This is a genomic window from Azospirillum sp. B4, from assembly GCF_000333275.1.
Taxonomy (GTDB): domain Bacteria; phylum Pseudomonadota; class Alphaproteobacteria; order Azospirillales; family Azospirillaceae; genus Nitrospirillum.
In genome coordinates, this window is record NZ_BACU01000388.1 from 1 (window position 1) to 13,197 (window position 13,197).

Annotated in this window: 14 protein-coding genes; 6 read left to right on the forward strand and 8 right to left on the reverse strand. The window is 66.7% G+C overall.

What is annotated here, in order from left to right:
* The 3 genes from I55_RS17195 to I55_RS17205 all read right to left on the reverse strand — a co-directional run.
* Positions 1 to 580: AMP-binding protein (locus tag I55_RS17195; RefSeq protein ID WP_199902623.1), on the reverse strand; the 580-nt coding region annotated here is incomplete at its 3' end.
* 59 nt (positions 581 to 639) lie between these two features.
* Positions 640 to 2,145, reverse strand: coding sequence for a malonyl-CoA decarboxylase (locus I55_RS17200; protein WP_044561814.1), 1,506 nt, complete (start codon positions 2,143 to 2,145; stop codon positions 640 to 642).
* A 69-nt stretch (positions 2,146 to 2,214) separates the two neighbouring features.
* Positions 2,215 to 2,934 carry a GntR family transcriptional regulator gene (locus I55_RS17205; RefSeq protein WP_044561815.1) on the reverse strand — a complete coding sequence of 240 codons (720 nt, stop codon included), beginning with the start codon at positions 2,932 to 2,934 and terminating at the stop codon, positions 2,215 to 2,217.
* Positions 2,935 to 3,336: 402 nt separating this feature from the next.
* Here I55_RS17205 and dctP point away from each other — a divergent pair, with 402 nt between their 5' ends.
* From dctP to I55_RS17220, 4 genes are read left to right on the forward strand one after another with little or no spacing between them, the layout of a single operon-like run.
* Entirely contained in the window at positions 3,337 to 4,242 is a 906-nt protein-coding gene (dctP, locus tag I55_RS17210) for a TRAP transporter substrate-binding protein DctP (RefSeq protein ID WP_199902624.1), read from the forward strand.
* Between the two features lie 7 nt (positions 4,243 to 4,249).
* Positions 4,250 to 4,411, forward strand: coding sequence for a hypothetical protein (locus tag I55_RS37770; RefSeq protein WP_199902625.1), 162 nt, complete (start codon positions 4,250 to 4,252; stop codon positions 4,409 to 4,411).
* Entirely contained in the window at positions 4,408 to 5,016 is a 609-nt protein-coding gene (locus I55_RS17215) for a TRAP transporter small permease (RefSeq protein WP_044561808.1), read from the forward strand. The genes I55_RS37770 and I55_RS17215 overlap by 4 nt, the downstream gene beginning before the upstream one ends.
* On the forward strand, positions 5,003 to 6,349 hold the full coding sequence (locus tag I55_RS17220; protein ID WP_044561816.1) for a TRAP transporter large permease: 1,347 nt from the start codon (positions 5,003 to 5,005) through the stop codon (positions 6,347 to 6,349). Before I55_RS17215 ends, I55_RS17220 begins: the two co-directional genes overlap by 14 nt.
* Before the next feature lie 189 nt (positions 6,350 to 6,538).
* Here I55_RS17220 and I55_RS38535 read toward each other — a convergent pair whose 3' ends face one another.
* Both I55_RS38535 and I55_RS17230 read right to left on the reverse strand, forming a co-directional pair.
* On the reverse strand, positions 6,539 to 8,032 hold the full coding sequence (locus tag I55_RS38535; RefSeq protein WP_252181189.1) for a methyl-accepting chemotaxis protein: 1,494 nt from the start codon (positions 8,030 to 8,032) through the stop codon (positions 6,539 to 6,541).
* Positions 8,033 to 8,167: 135 nt separating this feature from the next.
* A complete protein-coding gene (locus I55_RS17230; protein WP_044561809.1) occupies positions 8,168 to 8,515 on the reverse strand; it encodes a ribbon-helix-helix domain-containing protein in 348 nt (115 codons plus the stop codon).
* 182 nt (positions 8,516 to 8,697) lie between these two features.
* Here I55_RS17230 and I55_RS17235 point away from each other — a divergent pair, with 182 nt between their 5' ends.
* Positions 8,698 to 9,486, forward strand: a complete 789-nt coding sequence (locus I55_RS17235; RefSeq protein ID WP_044561810.1) for a LuxR family transcriptional regulator — start codon at positions 8,698 to 8,700, stop codon at positions 9,484 to 9,486.
* Positions 9,487 to 9,553: 67 nt separating this feature from the next.
* Here the strand turns inward: I55_RS17235 and rfbA are convergent, their stop codons facing one another.
* The 3 genes from rfbA to rfbB all read right to left on the reverse strand — a co-directional run bounded on the left by rfbA (position 9,554) and on the right by rfbB (position 12,486).
* Positions 9,554 to 10,438, reverse strand: coding sequence for a glucose-1-phosphate thymidylyltransferase RfbA (rfbA, locus tag I55_RS17240; RefSeq protein WP_044561811.1), 885 nt, complete (start codon positions 10,436 to 10,438; stop codon positions 9,554 to 9,556).
* Positions 10,439 to 10,514: 76 nt separating this feature from the next.
* Positions 10,515 to 11,402, reverse strand: a complete 888-nt coding sequence (rfbD, locus tag I55_RS17245) for a dTDP-4-dehydrorhamnose reductase (RefSeq protein WP_049974222.1) — start codon at positions 11,400 to 11,402, stop codon at positions 10,515 to 10,517.
* Between the two features lie 13 nt (positions 11,403 to 11,415).
* Positions 11,416 to 12,486, reverse strand: a complete 1,071-nt coding sequence (rfbB, locus tag I55_RS17250) for a dTDP-glucose 4,6-dehydratase (RefSeq protein WP_044561812.1) — start codon at positions 12,484 to 12,486, stop codon at positions 11,416 to 11,418.
* A 411-nt stretch (positions 12,487 to 12,897) separates the two neighbouring features.
* On the opposite strand from rfbB, the gene I55_RS17255 reads away from it, so the two are divergent.
* Entirely contained in the window at positions 12,898 to 13,128 is a 231-nt protein-coding gene (locus tag I55_RS17255) for a hypothetical protein (protein ID WP_044561813.1), read from the forward strand.
* Positions 13,129 to 13,197 lie beyond the last annotated feature (69 nt).

A 13,197-nucleotide genomic window follows, 5' to 3' on the forward strand; every position in this document is an offset into this window, starting at 1 on the left:
AGGGCGTTGGAGGCCAGGTTGTCATGGCTGAGCATGGCGCCCTTGACCCGGCCGTGGTGCCGGACGTGTAGAGGATGGCCGCCAGGTCGTCCGCCCCGCGGTCCACGTCCACGAAGGTGCCGGCCTGATCCGCCGTCGCCGCCAGCAGGGTGCCGGCATCCGCCGCCCCCTGGCCGCCCAGGGTTTCCACCGCGGCCACGCCCTTGGTGAGGGCAAGGTCCTTCATGGCCGCCGCCTTGGCGGGATCACACACCACCAGGTGGGGTGTGGCATCGCCGATGAAATAATCCAGTTCCGCCAGGGTGTAGCCGGTGTTGAGCGGCAGGTAGATGGCCCCCGCCCGCACGCAGGCGAGGTAGAGCACGATGGCCTCGGCGCTCTTCTCCACCTGCACGGCCACGCGGTCGCCCGGCTTCACCCCCCGGGCCACCAGCAGGTTGGCCATGCGCGCCGACAGGGTGACGACATCGCCATAGGTCAGCGTCCGTTCCGGCGCGCCCTTGGCTTCCGGGATGATGATGAACGGCGTCTCCGGCGCCGGCATGCGGCTGCGGATCAGGGAGAACAGGTGGTTGGCCATCGCGGGGACACTCCGGAATCTTGGGGGGCGTTTCTTGTTGCTTGGGAAATTGCGGATGCTCAGGCTGGCGGCTGGGCGGCGGCGGTGCGGCGGGCGCGCTTGGCCGCCCCCTCCCCCGTCCCACCGCCCGTTTTGGCCTTGGGCGGCGGCTTGGTCTCTTCAGCCTCGACATCCGCCTTCAGGTGGCGGCGGACGGCCGATGCGGCCACCACCTCGCCCCGGTCGGCGTAGCGTTCGTGGTTGATCTCGATATCGTCCAGCTTGTACAGATAGTTGACCATCAGGCCGTAGGCTTGGGCCAGTCCCTTGGCCGACAGGTCGCCCAGGAAATTCAGGCGTTCCAGCCGAGCGCCATTGCCCAGGTGGAAGCGGGCGACCGGATCCACCGGCTTGCCGCCCCGCCCCTTGGCCTTCAGGAAATAATGCGCGGCGGCCTGCAACAGCACGGGCGACACGGTGGCGGCGGTGCCGGGATCCTGGTGCCAGCCCGGCTGGTCAAGGGCCGCCAGGATGGCCTTGTCGGCCGGCGGCAGGACGGCCGACCCCTCATCCTTGCGTTCCTTGGCCAGCCAGCCGGCGAAGCCCGGCACCGGCGACAGGGTGACGAAGGTGCGCAGGTTGGGCAGTTCACCCCGCAGATCCTCCACCACCTGCTTGATCAGGAAGTTGCCGAAGGAGACGCCGCGCAAGCCCTCCTGGCAGTTGGAGATGGAATAGAACACGGCGGTGGTCGCATCCTCCGCCGCCATGGGGGCGCGATCCTCCGCCAACAGGGCATCGATGCTGGCCGGAATGTCCGGCGCCAGCGCCACCTCCACGAAAATCAGCGGGTCATCCAGCAGCTGGGGATGGAAGAAGGCGAAGCAGCGGCGATCACTGGGCGCCAGGCGCCGGCGCAGGTCGTTCCAGTCGCGGATGGTATGCACCGCCTCATACCGGATGATCTTTTCCAGGATGTTGGCGGGGGTGGTCCAGTCGATGTGGCGCAGGACCAGGAAGCCCCGGTTGAACCAGGACGCCAGCAGGTGGCTGAGATCGGCGTCCACCGCCTCCAGCCCCGCCTTTTCCACGCCCTGGGCGCCGGCCATCACCTTGAACAACGCCTCGCGCATGCGCACCACCGCCTCGGTCCCGCCCGGCGCCAGGTTCAGGCGGCGGAACAGTTCCTGCCGTCGCGCCTCGGCCGCCGTGTGCAGGGCCAACGCGGTGGCCGCGCCCGGCGCGGCGCGATAGGCGTCGATCGCTTTGTCCAGCTTGATCGGATCGGGACCGAAACGATAGGCCAGATCCAGCAGGAAGGTCCGCCGCCCGGCCTCATCCAGCGCGTCCCATTGGTCCAGGATCTGTTCCGCCAGCGCCACGCCCGACGCCTCACCCCGACCGGACAGCAGGGTGTCGCACAAGGTGGGCAGGTCGCGCTTCGGCGGGGTCTTGACCGTTAACGGCATCAGCCGGGCCGCATCCTCCAGCAAGTCCCCAACCATGGGGCCGTGGCGGCGCAGCAGGGCGCGGCCGCGATCGGCGATGGTCGTCAACATGGACCGGAAAAAGGTGCTGCTGCTCATGGACTGGACCTCGCGGGGGTGGCGAACCAGGAATTTGAGATAGCGGCGGCCCGTCATCGCACAATGGCGTCACCGCACGATGGTAGGCCGGCCGAGCGTGCCCGCCAAGACCGGTTGGGGATTGGATACCGCCTGCGGCATAGACATGTTGGAGACAAAGTCGGACAGGCCGTCACCCTGGATGCCGATGTGCCGGCGCATCAGTGTTTCCGCCCGGTCCGCGTCGCCTTCCAGCAGGGCGCGCACCACGTCGTCATGTTCCTGCACCGATTTGGCGACGCGGCCCAGCTGGTGCAACTGGTTGCGACGATAAGGCGACAGGCGGTTGCGCACGCGCCGCGTCTCCTCCTCCAGCTGGCGGTTGTGGCTGCCGGCGTAGATGACCTCATGAAAGCGGGTGTTCATGGCATAATAGGTGTCGGGGTCGCCGGCCACGGCCAGGCGCTGGCATTCGGCGTGGACAGCCATGAGATCGGCCCGTTCCGCCGGCGTCATGCGGCGGGCCGCCAGGCGGGCGCACAGCCCCTCCAGCACGGCCATGATCTCGAACAGCTCCAGCACCTGGCGGACGTCCAGGCCCACCACCACCGCCCCCTGGCGGGGCCGAATCTCCACGAAGCCCTGGGCCGCGAGCATCTTCAGCGCCTCCCGCACCGGGGTGCGCGAGGTGCCGAAGCGCTGGGCCAGCACCTGTTCGTCCAGCCGCATCCCCGGCAAGGCGCGGCCGGCGCAAATGTCGTCTTCCAGCGCGCGGGCCAGTTGTTCGGATCGGGTTTCGGGAACGGCCATGGGCATCCTCGTCAGGGGCTAGAGCCAACACCTGGAGGCCGGGCGGTTCCCGGCGGGCACGTGAGATTTTCTCCCTGCCGATACGCATACACCAGTCATCTTCATGCATGCAAGACAGTCGATCTTGCGTTTCAGCGATTGACGCCCCGGGGAGGCTCTGACATGCTTCCCCAACGTCAAGTCTCTGCAAATAAAGCAATATTTCGCAATTGCAGCATTTATTGAGCAGTTGCGGAAACAGGGAAGAACAAGCGCGCCAGTTCTTGGTGCGGTCATCGCCTGCCCCAGGCCGCGATACCTGCGGCCCTTACCGACGCTTCAGGAAAACCGACGCTTCAGGCCCAACCCAAACGCCGGGACGCGAGAAGACCGGCGCCTGCCCACGGTGAGGAACAGCCCCCCATGTCGATCCCCAAGACGTCCCACGCCTTGTCGCGCCGCGCCCTACTGGGTGGCATGGCGGCCAGCCCCGTCGCCCTCACCCTGGGCGGCACTGTGCTTAGCGCCGGCAGCCTCATCCCCGGCCTGGCGCACGCGCAAAGCACCCTCAAGATTTCCCACCAGTTTCCGGGCGGCACCTTGACGGAGGGTGACTTCCGCGACCGGCTGTGCCGCAAATTCGCCGCCCAGGTCGAGGCGGAGACCAAGGGCGCGCTGAAGTTCGAGATATATCCCGCCTCCTCCCTCATGAAGACGGTGGCGCAGTTGCAGGCCCTGCGGAAGGGCGCCTTGGACTTCACCCTCTATCCCATGCCCTACGGCGGCGGAGAGATTCCGGAAATGAACCTGGGCCTGATGCCCTGCTTGGTGACGACCTATGAGCAGGGCCTGGCCTGGAAGAAGAAGCCCATCGGCGAGGCGCTGACCAAGGCGCTGGAGGCCAAGGGCGTGAAGATCCTGACCTGGGTGTGGCAGGCGGGCGGGGTGGCCGCGCGTGGCGCCCCGGTGCTGCATCCCGCCGATGTGAAGGGCATCAAGATCCGCGGCGGATCGCGGGAGATGGACATGATGTTCAAGGCGGCCGGCGCCGCCGTTTCCTCCATCCCGTCCAACGAGATCTACGCCGGCATGCAGACCGGCGCCCTGGACGCCGCCGTCACCAGTTCCACCAGCCTGATCTCCTTCAAGCTGGAGGAGCAGAGCAAGAGCCTGACCGCCGCGCGGCAGAAGAGCTTCTGGTACATGCTGGAACCGCTGATGATGTCGAAGATCGTGTTCGACGGCCTGCCCGCCGCCCAGCAGAAGGCCCTGCTGACGGTCGGTGAATCACTGGAGCCCTTGTGCCCTGGAAGAACCCAAGAAGGATGACCAGCGGGTGGCCGAGATCTACGCCAAGGCGGGCGTGAAGGTCGTCGACATGGACGAAAAGGTGATGGACGAATGGCGGGCCATCGCCCGCGACACCGCCTGGAAGGACTTCGCCGAGCGGTCCGCCGAAGCGGCGGCCCTGCTGAAGCTGGCCGAGGACGTGGCATGAGGGCTGCGGAGTTGGAAACCAACACGCCGGAAGGGGGGCCCGGGGCGACACGCCTACCCCGGGGGACGGCCGCACCCATCCGCCTGGCGGGCAAAGCCCTGGCCTGGACCAACGGCGTCATCGCCACCGTCGCCGCCGTGGCGGTGGTGGCCGCCGGTATCGTCATGACGGAAGAGGCCATGGTGCGCTATTTCCTGCACCAGGCGGCGGACTGGCAGGATGAGACGGCCATCTTCCTGCTGGTGGGCGCCACCTTCCTGTCGGCGGCTTATGTCCAGTCACGCCGCGGCCATGTCGCCATCGAGGCGGTGGGTGGCCTGCTGCCCAAGGGGGTGGAGCGGGTGCGGCGCTGGATGGCGGACCTGGTCTCCTTCCTGTTCTGTGGCTTCTTCGCCTGGAAATCCTGGGTGCTGTGCCATGAGGCCTGGGTGGAGGGCTATGCCACCTTCTCCTCCTGGGCGCCCCCCTTGTGGATCCCCTATCTCGCCATGTCGGTGGGCATGACCTTGCTGACCCTGCAGATCGCCCTGCAACTGCTGGCGCCGCAGCCGCTGGACGCCTCGACGCAAGCCTCCGGGAAAGGACATGCCCATGGGCACGGTTGAGATCGGTCTGCTGTACGGCGGCGCCACCCTGGCGGTGCTGTTCGCCGGCCTGCCCATCGCCTTCGCCCTGGGCAGCGTGGCCGTCATCTTCATGTATTTCTTCATGCCGGCGGCCTCGCTGGATACCGTCACCCAGAACGTCTATGAGGAAATGGCCAGCATCACCATGCTGACCATCCCCCTGTTCATCCTGAAGGGAGCCGCCATCGGCCGGTCGCGCGCGGGCGCGGACCTCTATTCCGCCCTGCACGTCTGGATGGGGCGGGTGCCGGGCGGCCTGGGCGTGGCCAACGTCTTCGCCTGCGCCCTGTTCGCCGCCATGGCCGGCAGCAGCCCCGCCACCTGTTCCGCCATCGGCAGCGCCGGCATTCCCGAGATGCGGCGGCGGGGATATTCCCCCGGCTTCGCCGCCGGCATCATCGCGGCCGGCGGCACGCTGGGCATCCTGCTGCCGCCGTCTATCACCCTGATCCTCTACGCGGTGGCGGCGGAACAATCGCTGGGCCGGCTGTTCCTGGCCGGCATCGGGCCGGGCATTTTCATGGTGGTCCTGTTCGCCGCCTACGCCGTCGTCCGCTACCGGCAGGAGAAGCGGGCGGCGACGGAAGCCTATGCCCAAGGCGGCGGCTGGTCGGAAATCCTGCGCACCGACACCTTCACGGCGCGCGAGCGCTTCGCCGCCATCCCCCGCGTCCTGCCCTTCGTCATCCTGCTGATCGGCGTGATGTTCGCGCTGTACGGCGGCATCGCCACCCCGTCGGAGACGGCGGGGCTGGGGGCCGTGCTGGCGCTGCTGATGGTGGCCGGCATCTACCGCGTCTGGCGGCCGGCGCAGGTGGGGCCCATCCTGATGTCCACCCTGCGGGAGTCCACCATGCTGATGATGATCATCGGCATGTCGCTGCTGTATTCCTATGTGATGAGCTACCTGCACATCAGCCAGGGGGCGGCGGAGTGGATCGTGGGCATGCACCTGTCGAAATGGGTGCTGCTGGCGGCCATCCTGCTGCTGGTGGTGGTGCTGGGCTTCTTCCTGCCGCCAGTCAGCATCATCCTGATGACGGCGCCCATCATCCTGCCGCCGCTGAAGGCCGCCGGCTTCGACCTGATCTGGTTCGGCATCATCATGTCCATCGTGATGGAGATGGGCCTGATCCACCCGCCGGTGGGGCTGAACATTTTCGTCATCAAGAACATCGCACCGGACATCCCCCTGCGCGACGTGGTGATGGGGGTGCTGCCCTTCGTCGGCCTGATGCTGGTGTCCATCCTGGCGCTGTGCTTCGTGCCCGGCCTGGCCACCTGGCTGCCGGCCGCCGTCTATAACGGCTGAGCCGGCACCGAAAGAAAGGGGCGGCCCCGACGCGCGGGAGCCGCCCCTTATTCCTTTCCGGACCCAGCTATCCGATGTCTGTCATGGGCCGCGACTGCGGCCGCCGGCGTTTTGCGTGAGCCGGAGGCGGACTGCAAAACGAGGAAGCCAAAAGGGCCCGCCCGCCCGGCGCCAGAGGGAACCGTAAGATCAAGCCGCGTCGGTGCGGATCTCCTTCACCACGCCATCCACCACCGCCTGCAGCTTCTGCACCCGGCCGGACAGCAGCTTGGACAGGTCGGCGATGCCGTCGGCGGAACCGTTGGTGTCGGTCCAGGCGGACAACGTCTCCTCACATCCCCGGGCGGCGGCGCCGGCGCTCTGCACCGCCTCGGCGGCGCTGCGCGCGATCTCCTTGGTGGCGGCGTCCTGCTCCTCCACCGCCGCGGCGATGGCTGAGGTGGCGGCGTCCACGTCGAAGATGATGGTGGCGATGGACTCGATGGCGTCGGCGGCCTCCTGCGTGCTGTCGCGGATGGCGGCCACCTTCTGCGCCACCTCCGACGTGGCCAGCGCCGTCTGGCCCGCCAGGTTCTTCACCTCCGATGCCACGACGGCGAAGCCCTTGCCGGCCAGACCAGCCCGCGCCGCCTCGATGGTGGCGTTCAGCGCCAGCAGGTTGGTGCGTTCCGCGATCTCGCTGATGGTGGCCAGCACGCTCCCGATGCTGTCCGCCGCCTCCGACAGGCCCCGGATGGTGGCCTGGGTGATGCGGGCGCGGTCCGCCGCCGTCCGCGTCACGCCGGAGGACCGGCTGACCTGGGTGCTGATCTCGGCTATGGCTTCCGACAGCTGCGAGGCCGCGTCCGCCACCTGGGCGGCGCTGTCCAAGGCATTACCGCCCGAGGCGGCGATGGCCCCGGCATTGTCCGAGCCGCGCCGCACCAGGGCGCGCAGGTCGTCGGCACAGCTACGGGCGTCGGTGGCGGCCCCCGCCACCTCACCCGCCAAGCCACCGACATCCCCCTCCAGGCGCTGGGCCAGCGCCAGCATCAGGCGGCTGCGCTCATCCCGGGCCTGGGCCGCCAGGACCTCACGGGCAGCCGTGGCCTGGGCCAGTTCCTCATGCGCCTCACGGGCATCAGCCAGGGCCGCGTCGGAACGTTCGAAAGACTTGGCCATGGTCTGGGCCAACCAGGCCAGCAGCCCACCCTCGAACACCACAAGCCAGACGTACATCAGGATGCGCAGGTATTCCCCGCCCCGCACACCGGCCGATTCCGGAACCGCCAGGCCGCCGATGATGAAGAACAGGGCCACGGCGGCGGCGGATGCCGCGAGCGTGCGCGCATCGCAGAAGCCCGCGGAAACAGCCACCAGGATGTAGACGTAGATCTGCATGCCCGTCTGCCACGGATTGCCGGCGAAGGCCCAGATGGACAGGGCCCCCGCCAGGGGCAGGCAGGCGGCCAGGACCAGGCGGCTGGCGGCTGGCGGCAAAGCCTGCCAAGCCACGGCGGCGGCCAGCACCACCACCAAGGTCGCCGTCGGCTGGCGCCAATCGAACCCACCCAGCACCACCAGCTGGGCGGCGAGAAGAACGAAGACTTGACCAGCCAGCAGCGTCAGCACCAGCAGCGTGGTGGTGCGGCGAACGCGTTCCAGCGGCGAGAGGGCGGGGGCGGCAACGGATACAGCAGGCATGAGGGCCGATCTCCTGGAAAAGTTTTCCCAGATAACCGTTCCCCTCGCGTCCGCGCTTTGACCTGGATCAGATCAATTTCACGAAACCGGACAAGGGTCCCCACCCCCGACGCCGACGCTGGAAACAGGCCTGGTTCAAAAGAACGCCTGGCTCAGGTTCTGCTGCGGCGCCTGGACCGGGGTCGCCAGTGTTTCCACCGACGCCAGCCACTGGAAATAGCTGACCACCACCACCCGAACGGCGCTGGACAGACTGGTTTCAGCATCGCGGGAACGATCGATCACGTCCAGCAATTCAGCGATCTGGCAACCCTCCTGCCGGGCCAGCAGGTCCAGCCCGATCCAGAACTGCGGTTCCAGTCGCATGGAGGTCCGGCGGCTACCCACGCGGACGCTGCGGGGCACCAGCGAACGCGGCGCCGTCGCCTGATGCACGGCGGCCAGAACCGGGAAAGGAAGGCGATGGCTGGTCAGAACGGTCATGTCCGTGCTCCGTGACAAGGACCCCCAGTTTTTTTTCAGCGGCTCTTGGGGGTGTGATGGCGGTCCTTATCAAAGCGGGAGAATTGGAGTTACATAACTGTAGACTCATACAGGGTTAGGCGCCCCTGACGCTAAAGTGGTGCCTCGTTCCTGTATACGCACGCCCTCGTTGGATCGACCCCATGATACTGGACGACGCCCTCAACCGGTTGAGCCAGCCTGACAATCCCGAAGATCTATTTAACACCTTCAGCGAGCTGGCACGCGATCTCGGGTACGCGGCGGTCAGCTACATCGATAGCCGGCCGGGGCCCGCCCCAGGCGAGCCGGACCTTTTCGTGCGCACAACCGTACGTCCGGACTTCCTGCACACTTACCTGTCCGAAGGGTACATGAACCATGACCCATTGATGGTCATGGCCAAGCGTCAGGCGGCACCACTGACCTGGGCCGACGTGCCGGAATTCCATGCCAGCCGGCAGGCCATCTCCAAGCTGGATTTGCCGGGCAAGGGTCGCGCCCGGCAGGACGCCCAACGTGCCATCGCCGTCATGGCCGCCGCCGCCGACCACGGCTACACCCAGGGCTACGTCATCCCGACCCACACGGTCGATCCCCAGGGCCGGCTGGCATCCGCCGTAGTCAGCCTGTTCTGGACGCAAAAGCCGGAAGGCCTGATCACACCGGATTCGGCGCCGGCATGGCTACGGCTCAGTGCCCTCTATCTCCATGAGCGGGTGGTCAGCATGCGCTTGACACCGGTGGCACCACCCCCTGTCCTGACCCAGCGCGAGCAGGAGGCCCTGGTATGGGCCAGCCGGGGCAAGACGGTGGAGGAGACGGGCGAAATCATCGGCGTCTCCGGACGGACCATCACCTTCCATCTGCAGAACGCGCTGGAGAAGCTGGGCTGCTACTCCAAGATCCACGCGGTGGCCAAGGCCATCCAGATGGGCCTGATCCATCCATGACCCCAAAAGCAATGAGCCGCGGAGAGAGGCCCCCCACGGCTCATTTCCGGTACGTTACGCCTGTCGATCAGAACTGGGAGGCGCGGCGGCGGGCCACCATGCGCTGCAGGTACTGACCGTAGGGGCTGTTCTTGTAGGCCTGGGCCTGAGCCAGAACCGCCTCCTCATCGACGAAGCCTTGCTCCAGGGCGATTTCCTCGGGGCAACCGATCTTCAAGCCCTGGCGGTGTTCAATGGTGCGCACGAACTCAGCCGCTTCCAGCAGCGAGTCATGGGTGCCGGTGTCCAGCCAGGCCGTGCCACGCCCCAGGCGCTCCACCTGAAGCTCGCCCCGCTGCAGGTAGACGTTGTTGACATCGGTGATCTCCAGTTCGCCACGCGGCGATGGCTTGATCTCCCGGGCGACGTCAACCACCTGGTTGTCGTAGAAATAAAGGCCTGTGACCGCCCAGTTGGACTTCGGATCCTTGGGCTTCTCCACGATGCTGTTGGCGCGGCCGTTCTCGTCGAAATCCACCACGCCGTAGCGATGCGGATCCTCGACCCAATAGGCAAAGACCGTGGCGCCCGTCTTCACCTGGGTCGCCTTCTGCGCCTGCGCGCTCAGACCCTGGCCATAGAAGATGTTGTCACCCAGGACCAAGGCGCAGGGTTCGTCACCAATGAAATCGCGACCGATGATGAAGGCTTCCGCCAAGCCGTTGGGCGCGGCCTGCTGAGCGTAGGACAGGTTGATTCCCCAGGGCGCCCCATCACCCAGCAGATCCTGGAACAGCGGCAGGTGGTGCGGGGTGCTGATCACCAGGATGTCGCGGATGCCGGCCAGCATCAGCACCGACAGCGGGTAATAGACCATGGGCTTGTCGTAAATGGGCAGCAGTTGCTTGCTGACGCTTTTGGTCAGCGGGTGCAAACGGGTGCCGGAGCCGCCCGCCAGGATGATGCCCTTCATTTTGAATAGCCTTGTGTCTTATCGGGTTGGGGAAAAAATCTACGAAACTAGGGCTGGGAAACTCAGGTCGGGAAACTCAGGCTGGCAGCAGCACGTCCAGGCTGCGGGCCAGGCTGTCAGGCCAAGCCGGCGCCCGCCAGCCGAAGACCTGCTCCAGCAGGGCACAGTCAAGGACCGAATTGGCCGGCCGTTTCGCCGGTGTGGGATATGCGGCGGTGTCAATGGCCACCAGACGCGGCACCTTGGCCCCACGCGCCTGCGCCTGGGCGAAAATCTCCGCCGCGAAGCCGTGCCAGGTGGTCGCCCCCGTGCCGCAGAGATGATAGGTGCCGAAGCCATCGCGCTGGCCACCCAGGATGCGGCTTCCCACCGCCACCAGGGCATCGGCGATGTCCGCGGCCGCCGTGGGGCAACCGTGCTGGTCCGCCACAACGCGCAGTTCTTCCCGCTCCGCGCCCAGGCGCAGCATGGTTTTCAGGAAGTTGGCACGGTCCGGGCCATAGACCCAGGCCGTCCTCAGGATGACATGCGCCGGCAGCGCCGCGCGCACCGCCTGTTCCCCCGCCTCCTTCGACGCGCCATAGACGCTGACGGGACCGACCAGGTCGGTTTCCACATACGGCCCGACCTTGGTGCCGTCGAAGACATAATCGGTCGACAGGTGCAGCAGGGGCGTGCCCCCCACCGCGCAGGCGCGGGCCAGCGCCGCCGGCCCGTCGCGGTTGGCGGCGTAGGCGGCGTCGACTTCGGTTTCCGCCTTGTCCACCGCCGTGTAGGCGGCGCAGTTCACCACCAGGTCGGCGGCCGACACCGCCACCTGGACGGCATCCGGATTGGCGATGTCCAGCGCCTCCCGGCCCGGCGCCGTGACACGCCAATTGACCGGCGCCACCCGTTGGAATGCCAAGCCCACCTGGCCAGCGCCCCCCAGCAACAATACCCGAACGTTCCCCGCAGTGGTCATGACGGTCACGACCTCAGCCGACCTTGGCGGCGGCGGGGGCGGCAGCGCCCAGGCGCTGGCCGGAATACTTGCCCTCGCGGATGGGTTCCCACCACCAGCGGTTGGCCAGGTACCAGTCGACCGTGCGGCGGATGCCTTCCTCGAACGTCACCGACGGCTCCCACCCCAGCTCGCGCTTGATCTTTGAGGCGTCGATGGCATAGCGCTGGTCATGGCCCGGACGGTCGGTCACGAAGGTGATCAACTCCCGGCGCTTGGTGGCGCTGGGCAGGCGTTCGTCCAGCAGGTCGCAGATCGTTTCCACCACGTGCAGGTTGCGCTGCTCCGCGTTGCCGCCGACGTTGTAGCGCTCGCCCGGCACGCCTTTGCGCACGATGAGGACCAGTGCGCGGGCGTGGTCTTCCACGAACAACCAGTCGCGGACGTTGTCGCCCTTGCCGTAGACCGGCAGCTTCTTGCCGTCCATCCCGTTCAGGATCATCAACGGGATCAGCTTCTCCGGGAAATGGAAGGGCCCGTAGTTGTTGGAGCAGTTGCTGAGCAGCGTCGGCAGGCCATAGGTGTGGTACCAGGCGTTGACCAGATGGTCGGACGCCGCCTTGCTGGCGGAATAGGGCGAGTTGGGGGAATAGGCCGTGTCCTCGCGGAAAAGCCCGTCCTCACCCAGCGAGCCATAGACCTCGTCGGTCGAGATGTGATGGAAGCGAAAGGCGTCCTTCCGCTCCGCCGGCAGGGCCTGCCAGTACTCGCGCGCAGCCTCCAGCATCACGTGGGTGCCGTTGATGTTGGTGCGGATGAAGATGCCGGACCCGTCGATGGAGCGGTCCACATGGCTTTCCGCCGCCAGGTGCATCACCGCGTCGGGCTGGTGGCGCCGGAAGATGTCGCGCATGGCGTCGACATCGGCCACGTCAGCTTTTTCCAGCACGGCCCGGCCGCTGGCCAGAACCTCCCCGATCGACTCAAGGCTGGCCGCGTAGGTCAGCTTGTCCACGCACACCAGGTTGTCCTGGCCCTCAGCCACCAGCAAGCGGCACACCGCGGACCCAATAAAACCGGCCGCACCCGTCACCAGAATCTTCACGCGACAAACTCCCATCAGGCCTGAACGGCGACTGAAAATACAACTCCGCCCCAGGTAAATGCAAATCCGGCAGCGGCAAGCCGAGCAGTGATACCGGCCCGCGCCCAGGGGAGCAACCCAAAGCCGCACTTCGATCGAATAGCTGACGAAGTGCATAGGCGGCGGCGCCCCCCATGTAGCCACGGGGCCTACGCCGCCCGCCGATAATCCTACGGCGCATCAAAGACACCACGCTGGGACTCTGCCTATACTATAGGGTTTGGTCATAACTTTGCGTAGGAGTGCCAGTACATTTACGTACGACCAAAGCATCCGTGACGAATTCACCCAATCCGATAATGATTGGGTCGGTATGTTCGCCCATCAATACAGACTTAACCGGGCGATGGATCGGAACGAATGGAGCGACAAATGGCATCGAAGAACGGATTACTGATCAGCGGCGCCGTCATCGTGGTTCTGGGCGTGCTGGCCCTGGCCGTGCCCATCTTCACGACCAAGGACACCAAGGAATTGGCCAAGATCGGCGACCTGAAGGTGACGGCCAAGGAAGAGAACACCCACGTCATCCCGCCCTTCGTCGGTCCCGCCGCCCTGATTCTGGGCGTGGTGCTGATGGGCGCCGCCCTGGTTCGCCGCTAAGCCCCTGCGGCGGCCGTCGGATGGGCATCCCGTCAGGGCGGCGCAACCCGCCGCCCGGTGAAGGGATTC

Bases quoted from the DNA above. Each gene is read 5' to 3' on its own strand.
- I55_RS17200 (WP_044561814.1), bottom strand. From the start codon at position 2,145: ATGAGCAGCAGCACCTTTTTCCGGTCCATGTTGACGACCATCGCCGAT.
- I55_RS17205 (WP_044561815.1), bottom strand. From the start codon at position 2,934: ATGGCCGTTCCCGAAACCCGATCCGAACAACTGGCCCGCGCGCTGGAA.
- dctP (WP_199902624.1), top strand. From the start codon at position 3,337: ATGTCGATCCCCAAGACGTCCCACGCCTTGTCGCGCCGCGCCCTACTG.
- I55_RS17215 (WP_044561808.1), top strand. From the start codon at position 4,408: ATGAGGGCTGCGGAGTTGGAAACCAACACGCCGGAAGGGGGGCCCGGG.
- I55_RS17220 (WP_044561816.1), top strand. From the start codon at position 5,003: ATGGGCACGGTTGAGATCGGTCTGCTGTACGGCGGCGCCACCCTGGCG.
- I55_RS38535 (WP_252181189.1), bottom strand. From the start codon at position 8,032: ATGCCTGCTGTATCCGTTGCCGCCCCCGCCCTCTCGCCGCTGGAACGC.
- I55_RS17230 (WP_044561809.1), bottom strand. From the start codon at position 8,515: ATGACCGTTCTGACCAGCCATCGCCTTCCTTTCCCGGTTCTGGCCGCC.
- I55_RS17235 (WP_044561810.1), top strand. From the start codon at position 8,698: ATGATACTGGACGACGCCCTCAACCGGTTGAGCCAGCCTGACAATCCC.
- rfbA (WP_044561811.1), bottom strand. From the start codon at position 10,438: ATGAAGGGCATCATCCTGGCGGGCGGCTCCGGCACCCGTTTGCACCCG.
- rfbD (WP_049974222.1), bottom strand. From the start codon at position 11,402: ATGACCACTGCGGGGAACGTTCGGGTATTGTTGCTGGGGGGCGCTGGC.
- I55_RS17255 (WP_044561813.1), top strand. From the start codon at position 12,898: ATGGCATCGAAGAACGGATTACTGATCAGCGGCGCCGTCATCGTGGTT.